15 protein-coding genes are annotated in these 19,950 nt (G+C 59.3%); 9 read left to right on the forward strand and 6 right to left on the reverse strand.

Going from position 1 to position 19,950, the window contains the following annotated elements:
- The first annotated feature begins 127 nt into the window (after positions 1-127).
- On the forward strand, positions 128-784 hold the full coding sequence (locus SH292x_RS19410; protein ID WP_442482679.1) for a hypothetical protein: 657 nt from the start codon (positions 128-130) through the stop codon (positions 782-784).
- A gap of 161 nt (positions 785-945) precedes the next feature.
- Here SH292x_RS19410 and wrbA read toward each other — a convergent pair whose 3' ends face one another.
- Positions 946-1,557: an NAD(P)H:quinone oxidoreductase gene (gene wrbA / locus SH292x_RS19415; protein ID WP_442482680.1), complete on the reverse strand. Its 612-nt coding sequence runs from the start codon at positions 1,555-1,557 to the stop codon at positions 946-948.
- A 502-nt stretch (positions 1,558-2,059) separates the two neighbouring features.
- On the opposite strand from wrbA, the gene SH292x_RS19420 reads away from it, so the two are divergent.
- A complete protein-coding gene (locus SH292x_RS19420; RefSeq protein WP_442482681.1) occupies positions 2,060-3,589 on the forward strand; it encodes a PEP-CTERM sorting domain-containing protein in 1,530 nt (509 codons plus the stop codon).
- A gap of 705 nt (positions 3,590-4,294) precedes the next feature.
- On the forward strand, positions 4,295-5,506 hold the full coding sequence (locus tag SH292x_RS19425) for a hypothetical protein (protein WP_442482682.1): 1,212 nt from the start codon (positions 4,295-4,297) through the stop codon (positions 5,504-5,506).
- A gap of 170 nt (positions 5,507-5,676) precedes the next feature.
- Here SH292x_RS19425 and gap read toward each other — a convergent pair whose 3' ends face one another.
- A complete protein-coding gene (gene gap / locus SH292x_RS19430; RefSeq protein WP_442482683.1) occupies positions 5,677-6,696 on the reverse strand; it encodes a type I glyceraldehyde-3-phosphate dehydrogenase in 1,020 nt (339 codons plus the stop codon).
- Between the two features lie 176 nt (positions 6,697-6,872).
- On the opposite strand from gap, the gene SH292x_RS19435 reads away from it, so the two are divergent.
- Both SH292x_RS19435 and SH292x_RS19440 read left to right on the forward strand, forming a co-directional pair.
- On the forward strand, positions 6,873-7,658 hold the full coding sequence (locus tag SH292x_RS19435; RefSeq protein ID WP_442482684.1) for a class I SAM-dependent methyltransferase: 786 nt from the start codon (positions 6,873-6,875) through the stop codon (positions 7,656-7,658).
- A 46-nt stretch (positions 7,659-7,704) separates the two neighbouring features.
- Positions 7,705-9,384 carry a tetratricopeptide repeat protein gene (locus tag SH292x_RS19440; RefSeq protein WP_442482685.1) on the forward strand — a complete coding sequence of 560 codons (1,680 nt, stop codon included), beginning with the start codon at positions 7,705-7,707 and terminating at the stop codon, positions 9,382-9,384.
- A gap of 25 nt (positions 9,385-9,409) precedes the next feature.
- Here the strand turns inward: SH292x_RS19440 and SH292x_RS19445 are convergent, their stop codons facing one another.
- Positions 9,410-10,951 carry an FAD-dependent oxidoreductase gene (locus tag SH292x_RS19445; protein ID WP_442482686.1) on the reverse strand — a complete coding sequence of 514 codons (1,542 nt, stop codon included), beginning with the start codon at positions 10,949-10,951 and terminating at the stop codon, positions 9,410-9,412.
- A 6-nt stretch (positions 10,952-10,957) separates the two neighbouring features.
- Positions 10,958-12,454, reverse strand: coding sequence for a glycerol kinase GlpK (gene glpK / locus SH292x_RS19450; protein WP_442482687.1), 1,497 nt, complete (start codon positions 12,452-12,454; stop codon positions 10,958-10,960).
- A 140-nt stretch (positions 12,455-12,594) separates the two neighbouring features.
- On the opposite strand from glpK, the gene panB reads away from it, so the two are divergent.
- Positions 12,595-13,392 (forward strand): 3-methyl-2-oxobutanoate hydroxymethyltransferase, encoded by a 798-nt coding sequence (gene panB, locus SH292x_RS19455; protein ID WP_442482688.1) that lies wholly within the window; start codon positions 12,595-12,597, stop codon positions 13,390-13,392.
- A 162-nt stretch (positions 13,393-13,554) separates the two neighbouring features.
- Positions 13,555-14,361 carry an ABC transporter ATP-binding protein gene (locus SH292x_RS19460; RefSeq protein ID WP_442482689.1) on the forward strand — a complete coding sequence of 269 codons (807 nt, stop codon included), beginning with the start codon at positions 13,555-13,557 and terminating at the stop codon, positions 14,359-14,361.
- Between the two features lie 82 nt (positions 14,362-14,443).
- On the opposite strand, the gene SH292x_RS19465 is transcribed toward SH292x_RS19460, so the two are convergent.
- On the reverse strand, positions 14,444-14,956 hold the full coding sequence (locus tag SH292x_RS19465) for a DUF6960 family protein (protein ID WP_442482690.1): 513 nt from the start codon (positions 14,954-14,956) through the stop codon (positions 14,444-14,446).
- Positions 14,957-15,105: 149 nt separating this feature from the next.
- On the opposite strand from SH292x_RS19465, the gene SH292x_RS19470 reads away from it, so the two are divergent.
- Both SH292x_RS19470 and SH292x_RS19475 read left to right on the forward strand, forming a co-directional pair.
- A complete protein-coding gene (locus SH292x_RS19470) occupies positions 15,106-16,611 on the forward strand; it encodes a hypothetical protein (RefSeq protein WP_442482691.1) in 1,506 nt (501 codons plus the stop codon).
- 225 nt (positions 16,612-16,836) lie between these two features.
- Positions 16,837-18,525 carry a DUF7453 family protein gene (locus tag SH292x_RS19475; RefSeq protein WP_442482692.1) on the forward strand — a complete coding sequence of 563 codons (1,689 nt, stop codon included), beginning with the start codon at positions 16,837-16,839 and terminating at the stop codon, positions 18,523-18,525.
- A gap of 39 nt (positions 18,526-18,564) precedes the next feature.
- On the opposite strand, the gene SH292x_RS19480 is transcribed toward SH292x_RS19475, so the two are convergent.
- Complete coding sequence (locus tag SH292x_RS19480; protein WP_442482693.1) at positions 18,565-19,848, reverse strand: BNR-4 repeat-containing protein; 1,284 nt, start codon at positions 19,846-19,848, stop codon at positions 18,565-18,567.
- Positions 19,849-19,950 lie beyond the last annotated feature (102 nt).

The following is a 19,950-nucleotide window of genomic DNA, read 5'->3' on the forward strand; positions in this document are numbered from 1 at the left end:
AAACGGAACTCTAAGCCCGATTAGCGCCGATTAGTGTTCCCCACTCTTCTCCGCGCCTCTGCGTCTCTGCGTGACACGTTGCAAAACCAAGTAGCATCGCGACACTCCACCGGCCTATAATCCGGCCATGCCCCGCTTCCGCCTACGCACGTTCCTGATCGCCATCACCGCCTTCTGCCTACTACTCGGCTGGCGCGTGGCGGCGGTGGAGAGCGTCGAACGGCCGATTCGGGAGCTCGAGCGACTGGGGTGGGAGCTGAACTACCCTAAGGTAGGCCTGATCTACATCGCAGGTATCGGATATTGCGAGGGGCACCGTCCGCGAGGCTCGTACTGGATGCGAATGCTTCGCGGGCACAGCGCAGTGGATTTACCTGAATTCGCCTCATTGCAGTACACCGATCAGAATCCGCCGGGGCCTGATTTTCCAAAGAGAATGGAGATGGCCATCCGCTACTTCAATCGGCTTCCAAGCATTCACACCATTTCGCTGGATTGCCCTTCTCTTGACGCGCAAGTGGTCGCAAAGCTTGCCCGCAGCATACACGTAAGATCGCTGCGCATCCGGAGCGATACCATCGATAGGGAGGCAGTGCCACAACTAGCCAGCTTGACCTATTTAAAATCGCTAACCGTTCGCGATGCGCGACTGTCCGTCGATCAAGCCAACTTGCTTCGCGAACATATCCCCGACTGTCATCTAAACGTTGATATTCAGGAAATACTCAAAGGCCTCCAGCAAGAACAGTTAAAGAATCGCAGTTCACCCAATGGTCACGACTAACTACGATGTCTCACGCAAAGCCGCCAAGGCGCCAAGAAGAAAAATGGAACACTAATCCACGCTAATCAACACTAATAACTCATTGGCGAAGATTAGCGCCGATTAGTGTTCCAATTAATCCTCCGCGTCTCTGCGTCTCTGCGTGACACTCTTCCGTCGAACTACTTCGCCAGCTTCGCCGCGATCTCGGCGACGTGTTTCCCTTGGAACCTTGCGATCGACAGTTCGTTCTCGCTCGGCATTCGCGAGCCATCGTCTTTCGACAGGGTGGTAGCGCCGTAGGGGGTGCCGCCGGTGATTTCCGACATGTTCACCAGGCCGGGGCACGTGTAGGGGACGCCGACGATCACCATGCCGTGATGCAATAGCGTGGTGTGGAAGCTGGTGATGGTGGTTTCTTGCCCGCCATGCTGCGTGGCGGTGCTGGCGAACACGCTACCGACTTTGCCGACGAGCGCCCCGGTCTTCCACAGTCCGCCGGTCGCGTCGAGGAACGCCCGCATCTGCGCGGCCATGTTGCCGAACCGCGTCGGTGTGCCAAAGATCACCGCGTCGGCTTCGGCGAGTTGCTTTGGCTCCATCACCGGCACGTGAGCGAACGCCTTCTTCGCGTCGACTGCCCCCATCTTCTCTAGCACCTCGGTCGGTAGCGTCTCGGCGACCTGGAACAGCGTCACCTCGGCACCGGCGACTTCCTTCGCCCCCGCGGCCACCGCCTCGGCCATCTGAAAAACGTGGCCATACATGCTGTAGAAAACGACGTGGATCTTCATGGTTTCAATCCTTGAGGATGCATTGAGTGGGAGCCTGTTCCGAAGGTCCCATTATATCGCGCCACGCCCATTCGTCTCCCACTCCCTCCACGCCCTGCCCCGACCCCTGTGTCATCCTGAGGTTAGTCCCGACGACCGAAGGATCTCCTCCGCGACTCGACGCGCGTACCCCCCATCAACTTGCCAAGGAGAAAGGATTCACGCAAAGCCGCCAAGGCGCAAAGCAAGAAAGAAGTAGGAACATTAATACGCGCTAGTATTCGCTAGTGCAATTAGCGTCGACTAGCGCAGATTCGTGTTCCCAAATCCTGTCCGTGTCTTTGCGGCTTTTCGAGAGAAAAGAAGACCGCCGTTCATGGACTCGCCCCACTCTGCAGTGATCGGGATGGGATGATTTGCGATCTCCGCACCCCTGGGGTACCATGAGGCCTCGGCCGGCCTTGGGGAAATACGGCCGGTCCGCCATGCGTTCAATATCCAGTCGACATCGGGGAAGAGTCTAATGAATCGTAGCATCAGTGCAGCCTTCGCTTGTGGCTGCTTGGGGTGGGTTATCGTGGGGATGTCGGCAGCGCCTTCGGCCGTGGCGGCACTCACGCCCATTGGCTACGCTCTCGATCACACGGACGAGCCCAATCTGCTCGGCATCAATACTTTTCCGGGCAACCAGAATCCTTCGGTGATCGAGACGCTCTACGGCGAGCACAACGTTCGGCGAATCGATGATGACCGGGACGACCTCTTCGTGTTTACCAAGGACGTGGCCACGTTCACCCTTGTCGCCCGTTTTTCCCAGGAGACGTTTGGCCTTAGCGGGGCCGATGCATCAGGGGCGGGATACTATCCGATCATGTACATCTCGCATGGGTTGATGGGATACAACTTTTATTACCCCTGGCAGTTTGATTTGGAACGGGAATACTTTCCTCCTGAGTTCCAACTTCACTACGACGGTCCCCGCGTGCGACTATCCTCCGATTCTGATGCCCTGCGTCCAGTTTTTGCTCCCATGACGAATAATGCGGGAAGGGACCACTTGGTGACGTTTCAAGTGATTGGCAACGAAGGCCATCCCGACAATCCGATCGGCAGCTACGTCCTAGCCTGGGACGACGGGATGTCTCGCTTCGGGGATCGCGACTTCCAAGATACGGTGATCGAAGTCACCGGCATCGCCCCCGCCGTCCCCGAACCAAGCAGCGTTGCTCTTGTTGGAATCGCGATGCTATTTGCCGGCGTGTATCGGAAGGCACGCCGACTTCGCAGAGGATGTTCGCGACATAGCTCCCCTTTCGTACCACGCGGCATCGGTGCGGCAATGATGGGAGTGTCGCTTATGCTCATGGCAACTCCAGGCCTCGCTGCCTTCACACCCATTCACAACGCGCTCGACGAAACCGACGAACCGAATCTGATCGGCACCAACCCATATCCCGACAATCTCAATCCGTCGGTGATCGAAACGCTGTACGGCGAGCACAACGTCGTTCGCGTAAACGACTTGTTCGATGGGACGTTCTATTTCACCGACCAGGTCGCCACGGTAAAGGCCGTCGCTCAGTTCTCGCAGACAGGCAACACCATTCGAGTGGGCTCGATGCAGCATCCGCGTACCGTCAACCTGACATCTTGGGGCACCGGTACGCAGGGCTATCGCCTTCCGGAGTTTCCCACGGCAACCATTACAGACCGAGCGAGGTTCGGGGAGTCCTTCTACTTCGAAATGTCTGGGCGGAGCGGGAGAATCTTCTCCGAGGCCGAACTGAATCCGGCAGCGAGCGACCAAGTCGTCACCTACCGCATTATTGGAAACGATGGCTTTCCCACCAACCCTATTGGTAGTTACGTCCTGGCGTGGGAAGTCGAGCTACGCCCCGGCGGGGATAGCGACTTCCAAGATGTGATCCTCGAACTCAGCGGCGTGACCCTCGCCGTACCGGAGCCATCGACCGCGGTGACAATCGCACTGTCGATGCTGGCGATCGTAGCTTGGCGTACTCGAATTCTCAGTTCCTACAAATGCGGACGCTGAGCATCTTTCTCACGCAAAGCCGCCAAGACGCAAAGAAAGAGAAGAAGCCGGAACACTAATACGCGCTAATATTCGCTAATTCAATTAGTGCCAATTAGTGTTCCAAAACCTTCTTAGCGCCTTTGCGCCTTTTCGTGAGAAACTCTCCAAAAATCGCCCGACATTACGCCACCAACTATTTACACTTTTTTTCCGGAAAGTGACTAGAAAGCGCGCTTCGGATGTGTTCTGATGCACATGTCCACAGAAGTAGTGGACACACGTTCTTTGACAATTGAATAGCACGTAAAAGGGGAAAGCTTGCCGCACGCCGGGTGCTAGCGGAGCGGTTGGAATGTTTGTCATCCTGAGGGAGCCCAAGCGACTGAAGGATCTCGTTTGCCATTGTGATCATTCTTCAGGGGCGAGATTCTTCCGGGAACTCCACTCCCGTCAGAATGACACGGCGGCTGTTAATCCAAGCCTAGTAAAGTCGCACCTGCGGATTCGCGCTGCGACTTTATCCTTCAGAAGCGAAGCACCGCAATGAACGTAACCTGTTTCGCAAGAACAGCTTACGCCACAACTCCCATGAGGCGAAAAAGGAGTTTTGTCGCACCCAATGTGAAAGTGGCGAAAGTGCGACAAAACCCCACGAGTCCAAGGCCACCTTGCCGGCGGTGCCAGCCTTGACCGGAGTGCCGTGGATTTAGTATTCACCGCGGCATGAAGCTCTTGTCAGGTCTCTGTGCGCACTCCACCCTTCGCCATCGTTCGGCATTTATGCCGATCGCGGTGTTGGTGTGCATGCTCGTCGCGGCGGCTGGTTGTCGCAACAACACGTCCAATCAAGACGCGTACATTCGAGAGCTGCGGCTGCACGAGGATCACATCTACGAGCTGCAGGCCAACGTCTCGGAGTATCAAGAACTCTTGCGTTGTCAGCGGCTGGAGAACCAACGACTCCGCGAGCGGCTCGCTAGTGGAAAAGCAGAAGCGAAGGCCGAGAACGCCGAAGAGAAGCAGGAAGTCAAGCAGCTCGAACGACTCGACCGCAGCTTGCTCGATCGCCCCAGCAACCAAAGCACGGATCCCGATCCTAACTTGCCCGAAATCGACATGGGCGAGCCGGAACTTCCGGAGATCGACCTCGGCGAGCCCGTGCCTGGTGGCGAGATCGACCACGATGTCGAGGAATTGCCGAGCGGCGAGGTAGCGGAGGTCGAAGTACTTTCGTCCGACGATCGTGCATCGCACACGCGACTTGCGTCCGCGGCGTTCGAACCCGCTCCCGAGCCAACCGATCCCGCCACTTCGTGTGCAATCTACGCCGAGCAACTGCCGCTCGAACCAGGAGCCACCGAGGACACAGGAAACACGATTGGCGTGATGGCGATTGTCGAACCTTTGACCGCGAAAGGTGGTAACGGCTACTTCGCGGGTGAAGCCTCGCTGATGCTCGTTGACCCTTTGGCGAGTGACGAAGAGTGGGAACTCGCCCGTTGGGACTACACCGCCGAAGAAGTGGAACAAGCCTGGCGTGATTCGTCCCGCCGGGTACTCGACCTACCACTCGCAGTTCCGGCCAGCACCCCACGTGGCAGACCGCTAGAGCTTTGGGTTCGATTGGTATCGAGCGAAGGAGACGTAAAGATCCTCTGCTCGACCGCCGTTACGCTCGCCGAACCGGTCGCGATGATTGGCGTTCCGGTGAGTGGCGCCGCTAGCGGTAGCGAGCCGAACGTTGTCGTCACCAGTGGCTGGGCAGCGGCGGACGACTTCGCCGATCCGCAGCAAAACGCCCCGAAGAAATCACCCGCCAACTGGCAAGTGGCGAAGACGACTCCCCCGGCGGCCATTGCGAAAGCCGAAGCAAAGGACCGAGAATCCTCGCCCCGCACGGCGAAGCGATCCGAGGGCTGGAGCCCGTTTCGTTAGGCTGACTGCATCGCCCAATAGCCCCGACCAAGCTTGGTCGGGGCTGCTTAGCACTCTGTTCTCCGAGTTCGCTCCAAGCCTAGACAAAAACGCGGGCCGTTCTCGCCTTAGCAAGAACGACCCGCGTTGGAATGCACAACTAGATTAGCAAGCCCGTAGGGAATGGAATCCTACATCTTGCCGATCTTGGCGATCAGGTCGGCGGTGCGGCACGAGTAGCCCCACTCGTTGTCGTACCAGCTCACGATCTTGACCATGGTGTCGCTGATGGCGGTGGTCCAAGGAGCAGCGAAGATGCTGCTGTGAGGATCGCCAATGATGTCGGTCGACACGATGGGGTCTTCGGTGTAGCAAAGGATGCCCTTGAGCGAACCCTCGGCGGCTTCCTTCATCGCGGCATTGATGTCCGCGGGCTTGGCGGCCTTCTTCAGGTTCACGGTCAGGTCGACCACCGAGCCGGTGACAACCGGGACACGCATCGAGTAACCAGTGAGCTTGCCGTTGAGCTCAGGAATCACGAGACCCACGGCCTTCGCAGCGCCAGTGCTGGTCGGAATGATGTTCATCGCCGCGGCACGAGCACGGTAGGGATCCTGGTGAGGCAGGTCCTGCACGCTCTGGTCGTTGGTGTAGGCGTGAATGGTGCACATCAGGCCTTCGGCAATGCCGAACTTGTCGTTCAGCACCTTGGCAACGGGAGCCAAGCAGTTGGTGGTGCAGCTCGCGTTCGAGACGCACTTGTGGTCCTTGGTCAGCTTGTCGTCGTTAACGCCGATGACGCAGGTCAGGTCAGCACCATCCTTCGCAGGAGCGCTGAGCACCACCTTCTTCGCGCCGGCGTCGAGGTGCGAATCGTAACCGGGCTTCGAGTCGGTCTTGCGAGCCGAGAACACACCGGTCGACTCAACCACCACGTCAACACCCAACTCGCCCCAAGGAGCTTCGGCTGGGTTGCGAAGTGCGAGGGCCTTGATCTTCTTGCCGTTGACGATCAGGTGTTCGGAGTCGTACTCGACGGTGCCGGGGAAACGGCGATGCGTGCTGTCGTACTTCAGCAGCGTGGCGAGCATGGCGTTGTCGGTAAGGTCGTTGATAGCGACCACTTCGAACTCGTTGCCACGCTCGATCAGGTTGCGAAACGTGAGGCGGCCAATGCGGCCGAAGCCATTGATGGCGACTTTGATAGCCATAAGAGAGTCTCCTGCGATGTTAGGGCGGTCGCGGGCGACTCCCGAGACCAAGTTTGCCTGTGGATCGTATCCAAGTGTCAGTGAATCGGAATTATAGTGCCCCCAGAACCCCCTCAAAAGGGGCCGGATTCGCCCCAGAACTGCCCCAAATCGCCGAGACCGGATATCATCCATCCATGCAAATCCCCCATTGGCAATTACCCCCCGGCGTTTCGCACGGCACCTGGGAATACACCCAGCGTGACAGCATTGCCGACGACTACGACGACTACTTTGCCTTCAACTCTTTATTCGAGTTCGACCAACCGCTGCTGCTCGAAGAATTCCAGCCCGCGGGACTCGTCGCGGACCTGGGCTGTGGGACGGCCAGGGCGCTGGTGCCGCTGGTCGAGGCAGGGCATCGCGGGCTGGCCATCGATCTGTCGGATCCGATGCTGACGGTCGTTGAAGAGAAGGCGGCCGATGGCGATCTCGACATTACATGTTTGCAAGCCAACCTCGTTGAACTCACGCCTGACTTGGTTCCGGACGAATCGGTCGACAACGCCATGTGCATGTTCAGCACGCTCGGCATGATTCGCGGGCATGAGAATCGCCAGCGGGTGATGGAAAATGCGTTTCGAATCCTGAAACACCAGGGCAAGTTCGTCGTACATGTCCATAACTTCTGGTTCAACCTCCGCGACCCCGGTGGGCCGTGGTGGGTGATGCGGAACTTGATCGAGGCTCCGCTGAGCAAGAAGCTGGAAGTGGGCGACAAGTACTTTCCCTACCGCGGCGTGCCGGACATGTACTTGCACGTCTTCCGCGCGAGAGAACTACGAAAGCTGTTCACGAAGACGGGATTCAAGATTCATCGCTGGATACCGCTCGAAGTCACACGCCGGCATCCGCTAAGACACGCGTGGTTTTGTCCGGCACTAAGAGCAAACGGATGGATCGTCGTGGGCCAGAAACCATAGACGGTCGAAAGAGGGGCACGTCACTTCCACTAGATGGGTGCATGAGATGAGTAAGAGAGCATTTTTTCTACTTGCAATAGTGATTGGCATTGCGAGCGTGGCGCGGGCGAAAGACGCTCGGCCGATGATTGATGGCTATTACAACATCGGGACAATTCATTGGCCGGTGAGCACGGAGTCGGAGACGGCGCAGAAGTGGTTCGACCGTGGCGTGGCGATGTGCATTGGCTTCAATCACGAGGAGGCCGTGCGGTGTTTCGACCGCGCACTCGAGGCCGATCCGGAGCTAGCAATGGCTTACTGGGGCAAGTCGTACGCGCTGGGCCCGAACTTCAACAACATGGAGATCCTCGCCGAGCAGATGCTTCTGGCCCACGCCGCAATTGAAGAAGGAAAGAAACGTCTTGAAGGTACGACGGACGCAGAGCGGGCGTTGATCGACGCGGTGGCGAAGCGTACTTCGGCGGACGTTCCTGAAGACTTCGCCCTGCGTGTGCCTTTCAACCAAACCTACGCCGATGCGATGCGCGAGGTTCACGCGAAGCATGGCGACGATTCGCTAGTCGCGATGCTCTACGCCGAGTCGCTGATGAACTTGCAACCTTGGAAGCACTGGAGTCCCGACGGAACGCCGGGCGAACATACGGCCGAGATCGTCACCACGCTAGAAGAAGCGATGGAAGATGATCCCACGCACCCGGGTTTGTGTCACCTCTATATTCACGCGATCGAAGCGTCGCCAACTCCAGAAAAGGCGCTCGTGGCCGCGAATCATCTTCGCAACGCGGTCCCTGGCAGCGGTCACCTGCTGCACATGCCGACGCACATCGATGTGCGATTGGGGCACTACGAGGACGTGATTCGCTCGAATCGTCGCGGCATCGAGATCGACAAACAGGTCCTGGAACGCGAAGGGCCTGTGAACTTCTACACGATGTATCGCATCCATAACTATCACTTCTTGTGCTACGGGGCGATGTTCGATGGGCAGAGCAAGCTAGCGATGGAAGCCGCCCGGGCGATTCCGCAGCAGGTGCCTGAAGAGATGCTCAAGGCACAGGTCGACTTCCTCGACGCCTACATGCCAACGGCGATGCACGTGATGGTGCGGTTCGGTCAGTGGGACGAGGTGCTCGCTGAGCCCGAGTACGCCGACTACCTGCCGATGTCGCGTGCCGTGCGTCACTACGCCCGCACGATCGCGTACGCCGCGACGGGTCGTGTGAAAGAAGCAGAAGCGGAGCGAGAGCTGTTCAAGGCCGCAGCTGCCGCCGTGCCGGAGACGAACTTGCTGTTTCAAAACAAGTCTCGCGCGGTTCTTGAAGTGGCCGACGCGATGATCGATGGTGAGATCGCCTATCGCAAGGGCGAGTTCGACGCGGCGTTTGACCACCTTCGCGAAGCGGTGCGGCGTGACGATGGGCTCAATTACGACGAGCCCTGGGGATGGATGCAGCCGGCTAGGCATGCGCTGGGAGCGCTGCTGCTCGAACAGAAACGCTACGCCGAAGCCGAGAAGGTCTATCGTGAAGACCTGGAGCGGCATCCGCACAACCCGTGGGCACTGCATGGACTCGCCGAGGCGCTGATGGAACAGGACGAATTGGTCGAAGCTCGCGAGATCGCCACCGAGTGCCAGCAAGCTTGCGAACGAGCAGACGTGAAGATCAATCGCTCGTGCTTCTGCCGGCTGATGGTCAATGAGGACACGGACGCGAAAGACTAAACGTCGTTTCAAAGGCTGATCGCCATCACGCTGGCAAGTGCAGCTTCACGAGTTGTTCGAACTCGGCAAGCTGCGAGGCGATCCACGCTGGGTCGTGGCCATGCTCCTCGGCGAGCATGGCCGCGACTCGTGGAGCGCATCGCCGCGACGCGGTCGCACACAAGAGCAGCGCACGGGTTCGACGCGAGAGGACATCTTCGACGGTCATGGCCATCTCGTTGCGAATGGTCCACAACACCTGCGCCCAAGAATAGGGAAGCGCGGGATCGAGTGGCTCGGCGAGTTCGGGGTTGTGCCGTGTAAGTTCGGCGATCGCGGACGTGTTGTTGTGCCCCAGCGGCATCGACTCGGTGCGACACGCGAGCTGCGGAAGGTCGGCAACTTCAATGGCGCGATTGACGGCGTCCTCGGCCATGCGGCGGTACGTGGTCCACTTGCCACCCATCACCGAAATCAGCCCCTCGCGGTTCACTTCGATCACATGATCACGGGCGAGCTTCGACGTGGTGTGCTCGTCGCCCTCCGACACAAGTGGCCGAATGCCGGCGAAGATCGAGCGGATGTCGCCACGTTTCGGGGCTTCCGAGAGATACTGGCCAACCGTGGTTAGCAGAAAATCGATCTCGGACTCTAGCGGCACGGGCTCGACGGGGGTGTCGCTTAACGGTGTGTCGGTCGTGCCGACAAGCGTCGCGCCGTGCCACGGAATGGCGAAAATCACCCGTCCATCTGCGGTCTTCGGAACGATCATCGCCGACGTGCCGGGAAGGAATCGGCGGTCGAGCACGATGTGGATACCTTGGCTTGGCTGGATCCGCGGACGCGTCTCGGGCGAGTCCATCTGTCGGATCGAATCGCTGAACGGCCCCGTGGCATTGATCACCACGCGGGCGCGAAGTTCGTAGGTTGTTCCGTTCAGTTCATCGTGAGCCATCACGCCGCCGACTCGGCCTGACTGCTTGATCAATCCATTCACGGCGAGATAGTTGATGCACGTGGCACCTTCGTCGATCGCCGTTTGGAGCATGCTCACCAAGAGCCTAGTGTCGTCGAAGCCCGCGTCGAAGTAACGTATGCCACCCTGCAATCCTTCCGCCTTGAGCGTTGGTATCGCTGCTCGGGCGGCAGCCGGGGAGAGATAGCCCGAGCGGCCAATGTTCAAACTACCCGCGAGAAGGTCATACGCCTTGAGCCCCGTCCAGTAGTACGGAATCTGCCATTTCGCGTAGAGCGGGACGATGGTCGGCAGGGCATAGACAACGTGCGCTGCGTTCTTCAGCAGCAGGCCGCGCTCGTGGAGCGCTTCGCGAACGAGCGAGACGTTACCTTGCTGCAAGTAGCGAACACCACCATGCACGAGCTTCGTGCTACGGCTTGAAGTGCCTTTGCCAAAGTCGTACTTCTCGCAAAGCGCCACACGAAATCCACGTGACGCCGCGTCGAGCGCGATGCCGACGCCCGTAGCACCACCACCAATGATGACCATGTCGAGCGTCTCGCCTCGCGCGAGGTTCTCGAGCTGCGACGCACGTTGGTATGCCGGATTGGGTGGTAGTGGCTTTGTCATGCGTTATTATTCACTTTCGCGAGCCCAATCACGCGAGCGTTCCACCGCTCGACGCCACTGCTTTCGCATACCCTGGGCCTCGTCCTTAGAAATCTTCGGCTCAAAGCGAGCCTCGGCGTGCCACTGTTGGTGGAGCGTTTCGCGATCGGGCCACGTTCCGACCGCCAGCCCCGCGAGGTACGCCGCGCCGAGCGCCGTGGTCTCGGTCACCGCGGGGCGAACCACGGGGGTTTGCAGCAAGTCGGCTTGCAGTTGCATCAGCAGGTTGTTCTCGCTCGCCCCGCCATCGACGCGAAGTTCCTTGAGCGGGCAGCCGGCGTCCGACTGCATTGCCTCGACCACGTCGGCCACTTGCTGGACGATCCCTTCCAGCGCCGCACGCGCAAGGTGCGACGCCGTGGTGCCGCGCGTTAGCCCAACGACCGTGCCGCGCGCATACGGATCCCAATAGGGAGCGCCCAGACCCGTGAGTGCGGGCACGAAGTACACGCCGTCGGAGTCTTTGACCTTCGCGGCGAGCTCTTCGATGTCGGACGACTTCTTGATAATGCCGAGCCCGTCGCGAAGCCAACCGACTGCGGCGCCGGCGACGAACACGCTTCCTTCGAGGGCGTACTCGATTTGGTCGTCCAGTTGCCAGGCGAGGGTCGACAGAAGTTTGTGCTCCGACGGTTTCACCTCGGTGCCCGTGTTCATCAGAGCGAAGCAGCCGGTACCGTAAGTGTTCTTCGCCATGCCGGGTTCGAAGCAGGCCTGGCCGAAGAGCGCCGCGTGCTGGTCGCCCGCGATGCCAGCGATTGGAATCCCAGCCAGATCGAGGCTGCCCGCGACTTTGCCATACACTTCGCTCGACGGATGAATCTCCGGAAGCAGCGAGCGAGGGACATCGAACAGCTTGAGCAGTTCGTCGTCCCATTCGCCCCGGCGGATGTCCATGAGCTGGGTGCGGCAGGCGTTCGTGGCGTCGGTCAGGTGGAGCTCGCCGGCGGTGAGGTTGTAGACAAGCCAACTGTCGATGGTGCCGGCGGCCAACTCACCTCGCTCTGCCCGCTGTCGAGCTTCAGTGACGTTGTCGAGTAGCCAAGCGATCTTGGTGCTGGAAAAGTACGGATCGATCACCAGCCCCGTACGCTCGGCGATCAGCTCGGCGTGGCCATCGCGTTGCAACTGCTCGCAGCGGCTCGCCGTGCGACGATCTTGCCACACGATCGCCGGGTGGATGGGCTCGCCGGTTTCACGATCCCAGACGACGATGGTCTCGCGCTGGTTGGTGATACCGATCGCGGCGACGTCGGCCGGCTTGAGCTTGGCCTTGCTGAGAGCTTCGACCGCCACGTCGAGCTGCGAGTTCCAAATTTCTAACGGGTCGTGCTCGACTTGGCCGGGAGCAGGGTAGAACTGCTTGAATTCTCGCTGGGCAACGGTGACCACTTGCCCCGCGTCGTCGAATACGATCGCCCGCGACGAAGTGGTCCCTTGGTCGAGCGCCAGTATATGCCCCATCGTTTTCTCCCGCCTGGTAGAAGCCGCGACCACCCGCGCGGCAGTCGTCCGTTCAGGTTACAATGAGTTGATTCCCGTTACCACTCCGCCCGCGAATGCCGGCGGCCAGTTTGTGCTCCCACCTTCCACCACCGCCCCGCATGTCTCGCCCCAAACGCATTACCGTCCCCGAGTTTACCGCTTTTAAGAAGTCGGGCCACAAGATTTCGGTGTTGACGGCCTACGATTATCCCACCGCTCGGCTTCTCGATGAAGCAGGCGTCGAGTGCATTTTAGTGGGCGACACGCTGAGCATGGTGGTGCAGGGGCGTGAGAACACGCTGCCGGTGACGGTTGACGAGATGATCTACCACGCCGAGATGGTCGGCCGGGCGGTCGATCGGGCGCTGGTGGTGGTCGACATGCCGTTCCCAAGCAATCATCTGGGCATTCACAAGGCGATTGAAACCGCGGGGCGAATTCTGAAGCAATCGCGGGCTCAAGCTGTGAAGCTCGAAGGGGGAGCCGAACAAGCCGAGACGATTCAGGCGCTCACCAACGCGGGCATTCCGGTGATGGCGCACTGTGGGCTAAGACCTCAGAGCGTTCATCAACTTGGCGGGTATCGTGTGCAGCGCGACCGCGAGAACCTGCTCGACGACGCTCGGGCTGTAACCCACGCCGGCGCGTTCGCGATGGTACTGGAGTGCGTCCCCGCGAAGCTTGCCGCGGAACTCACCGCCGCGGTTTCGATTCCCACGATTGGCATTGGCGCGGGCGCGGCGTGCGATGGCCAGGTGCTGGTGGTGAGCGACCTCTTGGGTCTGACCGATGGTTACGTGCCGAAGTTTGCGAAGCAGTACGCGAACATCAAGCAAACGATCGTCGACGCGGCGAAACAGTTTCGCGACGAGGTGCGAAGCGGAGCATTTCCGGCGAAGGAACATGAGTACGAGTGAGGTTACGGTTTCTTTAGCCACGGATGAACACGGATTCTCACGGATATGTGTTAACGGGCTGATTCCTACTGAGAATTCCTGCGGCATGAATACGATTTGACGATTCTCCCCTCATCCGTGTTTCATCCGTGTTAATCCGTGGCTAGTTGCAACGCAGAAGTGATGCTCCCACTCATCGAACTCCAACACGTCGACTACACGCAGGGCGAGACCGAGATTCTGCGCGACATTTCGTGGCAGCTCTCAGCGCACCATCACTGGGCGGTGCTCGGGCCGAATGGGTCGGGAAAAACAACGCTGCTCAAGATTGCTTGCGGCTACCTATGGCCAACCGGCGGCATGGTGCTCCGCGGTGGCGACGAACTCGTCGATTTGCGCGAGTGGCGGAAGCGGATTGGGTGGATTTCGAGCGAGTTGGTGGCCCAGGTCCCGAAGAACGATACAGCTCTCGAAACCGTCGTCACCGGGCGGACTTCGCAGGTCGGTTTGCGTTACCTGCCGAACTTCTGGCCGACCGATGCCGAGTTTGACGAGGCCCGCGAACATCTCGCCGCGATTGGTTGCGAGTCGCTCGCCGACAAACCGTTCGGCGTGCTCTCGCAGGGCGAGCGGCAACAAGTGCTGTTCGCGCGGGCGACGATGGTCGATCCGATTCTATTGGTGCTCGACGAACCTTGTGCTGGTATGGATCCTGGCGTCCGCGAGCGATTCCTAGCGTGGCTCGACAGCGAACTGGCAAAGGGCGAAGGCCCCGCGACACTGCTGGTGACCCACCACGTCGAAGAGATCATGCCCAGCATCGAGCGAACGCTGGTGATGCGCGACGGTCGGATCGAACAAGCGGGGCCCAAGGAAGAAGTCGTCACGCACTCCATCATTGAATCGGCCTACGGCATCCAACTGGCAGAGCTGCGCGAATCGGGTGGCAGAAAGTGGCCCATCTGGCAAACCAGCGAGCGGGGCCCGTAAGGGCCGTGGTTGTGTAGTAGTTGAGTGAGTAGGTGAGTAGGTGAGTTAGCGCCGGGACTACATTCTCTAAATTCGTGACGACCTACGCGTCGTCGGGCAACTTCTCGACCTCGTACTCCTCGCCCTCTTCGGTCGGGGGTTCTACGCGCACGTCGGGTCTCGCGACGGGTGGTTCGACGTGCTTCAAATCTTCCGCGGAGTAGCTCTGTGGGTTTTCGATTTCCTCGTCGAGTTCTTGCAGTTGATACTGGATGGTTTCCGTCGTCTCGTCCCACAGCATCTCGCGGATGACGCCGGTGCGATGGTAGTGTTTCATCCCTTGGGGGCGGACTTCGACCAAGTTGCCAATATCAAAGCCCTCCCAGCGAAGCTCTCGCCACATCAGTTGCTGAAGGCGTAGCAGGAGCTTGCCGTAGGTGAGGACGACGTAATCTCCTTGCCGGCCATCGCGTCGCCAGACGCGGGGGCTGGGGATAACCGAGCGGGCGAGCTCGACGTCTTCGGGGTGAATCCAGTCGTTACCGCTTGGGCTCTCGTCCTCGGGCCACCACGGGTAGTAGCCGTATTTTGGGTCGGTTTTCAGGGCAAGAGTCATCGGTTTGTACCGGTTTTGGCGAATAACAGCCCAAGGGCCCACCAGCGGTGGAGCAACGGGTCACCTATAATTGTACGCAGCAAATCAAGCCTGTCGTCCACCTGCCGGCTATTTGGCCGTGGCCCCCATCGCACCCCTGACATTGCACCATGCGTACCGAAAAGTTTCTCCAGCACCACGGCGTCTCGACCAATCCGTTTGCGGAGGAAGACGCGCAAACCGACCCGGTGTTTAAGACGCGCTGCCGCACCAGTACGTTTCACCCCGCGTGGGACAAGGTGTTTGGCGATCCTGGCGACCCTGCCACGTCGATTGTGTTCGGCGAGAAGGGTGCCGGCAAGACGGCGATGCGCCTGCAGATCATGGGCAAGCTAGCGGAGTACAACCGCGACCACGCCGATGGCAAGATCTGGGTGATCGAGTACGACGACTTCAATCCGTTCCTCGACCGCTTCGCCGATCGCTTACCCTCGCGCAAGCAAAAGGAATCGGCACGCGTGCTGGAAGAATGGAAGCTGTGGGACCACATGGACGCCATTTTATCGCTCGGAACAACGAACCTAGTGAACCTGGCGCTCGGAACGCAGGGCCCCGGCAACGCGGCTGCCAATCAGATCTCGAACGACTTCCGCGGCCGACTCGATAAACATCAGAAACGCGACCTGTTGCTGTTGTCGGCCTGTTACGACGATTCGCTCAGCGAGTCGTTCGCCGCGCGGACCGAGAAGCTGCGCCGCAAGCTGTGGTACGGTGGCTGGTCGACCATGGCAACTTCGCTTCTTGGTTGGGGAGTGTCGATCGCCATGGGGGCGTTCACCATTTGGCTCGTGCGAAACGACAATCACAATTGGCTGTGGGGCTGGCTAGCGATTATTCTCGTCGTCCTGGCGTGGGTGCCATGGATGATCCGCTGGTGGCGATGCAATCGCGAAGCTCGTGGCGTTAAGAAGAACGTCCGTGTGCTGAAGCGCGACACTAGCTCGCTTCGGCGGCTGTTCATGCGGATGCGCGACCGCGATCTGCTTGGCCAACCGCTGCCCAATCGCCGGCGGACCGATGATCGCTACGAATTGATCGTTAAGTTGCAGGGCGTACTCCAAGCCCTCGGCTTCAACGGCATTCTCGTGCTGGTCGACCGCGTGGACGAGCCGCACTTGGTGAATGGCTCGGTAGAACTGATGCGCGACTTCGTGTGGTCGATGCTCGACAACAAGTTCCTCAAGCAGCCCGGCGTGGGTTTGAAACTGCTACTCGCCAATGATTTGGTCGAGTACCTCAACCGCGAGACACGGGAGTTCCACCAACGGGCTCGCATTGATAAGCAGAACATGATTCCGTCGCTGGACTGGACGGGCGAGGCGCTTTATGACCTGGCGAATGCTCGGCTCGAAGCCTGCGCGACCGATGGGCACACACCGCAGTTGCGGAACCTGTTCGCGGACGAAGTGAGCGATCAACGATTGATCGACGCCTTCCGCTCGCTCCGCACGCCCCGCAACCAGTTCAAGTTCCTGTACCGCGTGATCGTCGCCCATTGCAACTCGCACACCGACGCCAACCCCGTCTGGCAGATCCCGAAGGAAACTTTCGAGGCGACCCTCGCCGTCTACAGCCGCGAGCAAGCGGCGACGGATCGGGGTTTGTCGGCGAGTTAGACGTGGCCGAAGATGGCAATTCTCAGGGGGTAGCCGCGCGGCAACTTCCGAGTTGCCGCAGCGAGTCGTAGAACATTTCGCCGTCGCCGTAGTGGTTTTCGGGGAAGCTACCGGTCTAGCGTTCTGATGGGGCGATTCTCCTGGGCCGTTTTGTTTGACCCGCCTCGCGCGGGTTGCTATCGTGGCGTTGCCTCTCCCGAGACTTCACCAGGTAGGAAACAGCTCATGAGGATTGTTCTCTTCTTGTTGTTTGGCTGCGTACTTTCTTCCGCTGCGCACGCGATTGCGCCGTCCGCGCCGCCGACAAAGTTGAAGGCCGTAATCATGTCAGGCTTGGCCTTTCCTGGCGAGGACCTTTTTGTGTTCCCTTTCGGATCGGGGCCGGTGTTGAGTGCCAGGGGAGATATTGCGCTCGACGCCTCCATTAGTCTTAGTCCGGGGCAAAGCTCGATGCAGAGTATTCTGAAGCTGCCCATCGACGGACCTCTCGAGCGTCTGGTAAGCATCAACGACCAAGTCCCCGGTGAAGCCGTTGGTGTGCAGTTCTACCGCTTTCACCTTCCGGTCAGCATGAACGCAGAAGGGCAGGTTAATCTCGTTGCCAATATAACGCAGATCTCGCCATCTGTTTCCCAAACTTTCGCCCTACTTCGCGAACAGCCCGAACTCGAAGTCGTTATGCGGCAAGGACAAGCCCTACCTTCGCTGGGCCCCAACGTCTTTATTGATAGAGGCGTATCCATCCAACCTCGTCACAGTACGAATGGGAGTGGTCAAGTCGTCCAAATGGTGTCTCTCACTGGGTCTCAGGTAACATCTGACACAAATAGTGCCATCATTCGCACCAATGTGGATGGTACTGTGGATGTGATCGCGCGAAGCGGAGATGCCGCTGTTGGCTTGCCGTCTGGGGTCGTGTGGAATCGTATGGCAGCGGATACGGTGGAGTTGCCATTGAATGATCAAGGGACCATTGTGTTTCGACCAATACTATCAGGTGCAGAGGTCACGGAGAGTAACAATTCGGCCATGTATTTAATGCACGAATCTGGTGACGCTCAGCTCATCGCAAGGGAGGGCGATAGTATTATTGCCGGTGACTCAAGCGTGCTCTTCGGCGATCTCACCGGCAGGACGACGTTCACGCTTGTCGGACTAAACAATCAGCACTCCATGGCGTTTGTGACACCCCTTACCGGTCCGGGCACCAATAGCAGCAATGATTTGGCCTTATTTAGGTCGGACTCGGCGGGCGAGATTCACGCCGTTGCCAGGCGAGGCCAGACGGTGCCAGGAACCTCCGAGCAGTACTACACTTTCGACGACCCTCGTGTGAATAGCGTGGGACAAATTGCTTTTGGTGCAACGCTACGCGACTCGTCGACAACACCGTCTCTGAAGGAAGCATTATTTGTCACTGACACCGCTGGCAGCCCAGCTATGATTGTCAAGGCGGGAGACCCTGCTCCGGGTACGGATAACGTTTTCCAGAGCTTTGGTGGCTTCTCTTTCAATGCTCGGGGGCAGGTCCTGTTTTTCGCGAGATTAGCAGGTGCTCCGCCCGGTGCAAACGATCTATCTGGTTTGTGGGCATGGGATCCGGTCTTAGGCACCGAACTCGTCGTACACCGCGGGCTCGACCTCGACTTCGAAGATTTGTCCGGGGCTTCTTTCCAACGCCTCGTAACCTCCATTGGAATCGCCATAGGCACCGGCGGAGAAGACGGCAGGAATGGGCGTCTAAACGATGACGGGTCGTTTGCATTTTCCGCGAGGTTCTCGGATGGCTCGAGCGCTGCGTTTATCAGCCGCATCCACAGCGTTCCCAGTATCCCCGAACCGCGCGGGTATGCAATCATTGCGTTGAGCCTCGTCGTCGGGTGGATGTACCGACAATGCGAGCGGCGCAAGTGATTAGCTGGTTGGGCAATCGCCCTACAGGGACGGCGGCACTTACGGCACGACCATCTCAATACCCGTCTCGTAGTCGGTGAACTGCCGGTAGGTGCCATTCATCCACAGCACGTGATCGGCGTCGCCGCGATAACCGCGCGGGAACACGGGGCGGACGTTGTTGGACGCGGAGTCTGTGGTGAGCTGTTTCGACTGCCAGCTCTTTCCACCATCGGGCGTTGTCCAGCGTTCGATTTCGAACACGCCATCGATGGGACGGGAAGCGTACAGCACACTGGGGTTCGATTGGTTGAGGGCCATGCCGCCGGAGTAGTGCGGTTCGGGCTCCCGGCGACCGGGGGGCGTGTTGGGGAACCACTTGCCAGCCTTGGTGACTTCGGAGTCGAACCACCCGCCACCCGTCCAGCGAGCGTAGTGGTAGCGATGGTCGTTCTCGGCGGGAAATCGCGCGTAGGCGATCACTGGATGCCGCTCGGTGTCGAGGGCGATGTCGGTGACCCACGCGCGGACATTCGGCGTTACGCCGTCGTAAACCACATCGCCGCGGCTGGGCGGGATTGGTAGCGAATCCACGGTTCCCACCACTTCGCCATTCGCCTTCCGAAACTCACCCGTTGAGTAGCGAAGGTAGTAAACCGAGTTCGTTGGTTCGTTGCGGGGATGGCCATCGGTGAATGCGAGGTGAATCGACGCGCGGCCATCGCTGACCACTTTCAGGTAGGGGCGAACGCTGGCGTTCTCGCGGTCTTCCGGCTCCGAGAGCAATGTACGGGGTTCGCTCCACACGACCCCATCGGGCGACGTGGCGTAGGTCGGCTTCCAGTCGCCGCCCCGCCAGAAGACGTAGAAGAGTTTCTCGTCCGCGAGATAACACGGATGGGCGTAGGTGATCCGCCCCGCTTCGCTCACGGGCACTTCAGGCCCCCACTCGGTGATGTCTTCGGGGCGAACCGTGGTGCTGGTGTAGATGCCCTTTTGATTGTGCTGGGCGTAGAACGCCATAAGGCAATTGTCGGGCAGCACGAGGAACGCTCCCACGTTGTGATCGTCGGCGTGCCAATTGGGTTTGAGCGTGTGCCGCACTACCTCACGCGTATCATGATCGAAGGAGCCAACGACCAGCGATCCCTCGCGAGTCATCCACTGGGCGAATGTCCGGTGATGTTCGCCTTCGACATAAACGGCTCGCGGGTCTTGGAAGTAGCACCACGCCCCATCTGGCGTGAACTCGACGACGCGGTACTCGTTCGCCGACACGGGCAGGCGGATTACCGCGAACAGGACGAGCGAGAGTAAAAATGCCGGATTATGCATGAAAACCATGGCGCTGATGCTGTCTAATGGGCAGGGGAAGATGCCGAAGTTGGAAACTCGGCGGCGGGTCTGCTATTTTCATAGCAGCAACATCGGGCGACAAGTGAATCG

Source organism: Aeoliella fuhlenseeensis, assembly GCF_052161615.1.
In the GTDB taxonomy this organism is placed as follows: domain Bacteria; phylum Planctomycetota; class Planctomycetia; order Pirellulales; family Lacipirellulaceae; genus Aeoliella.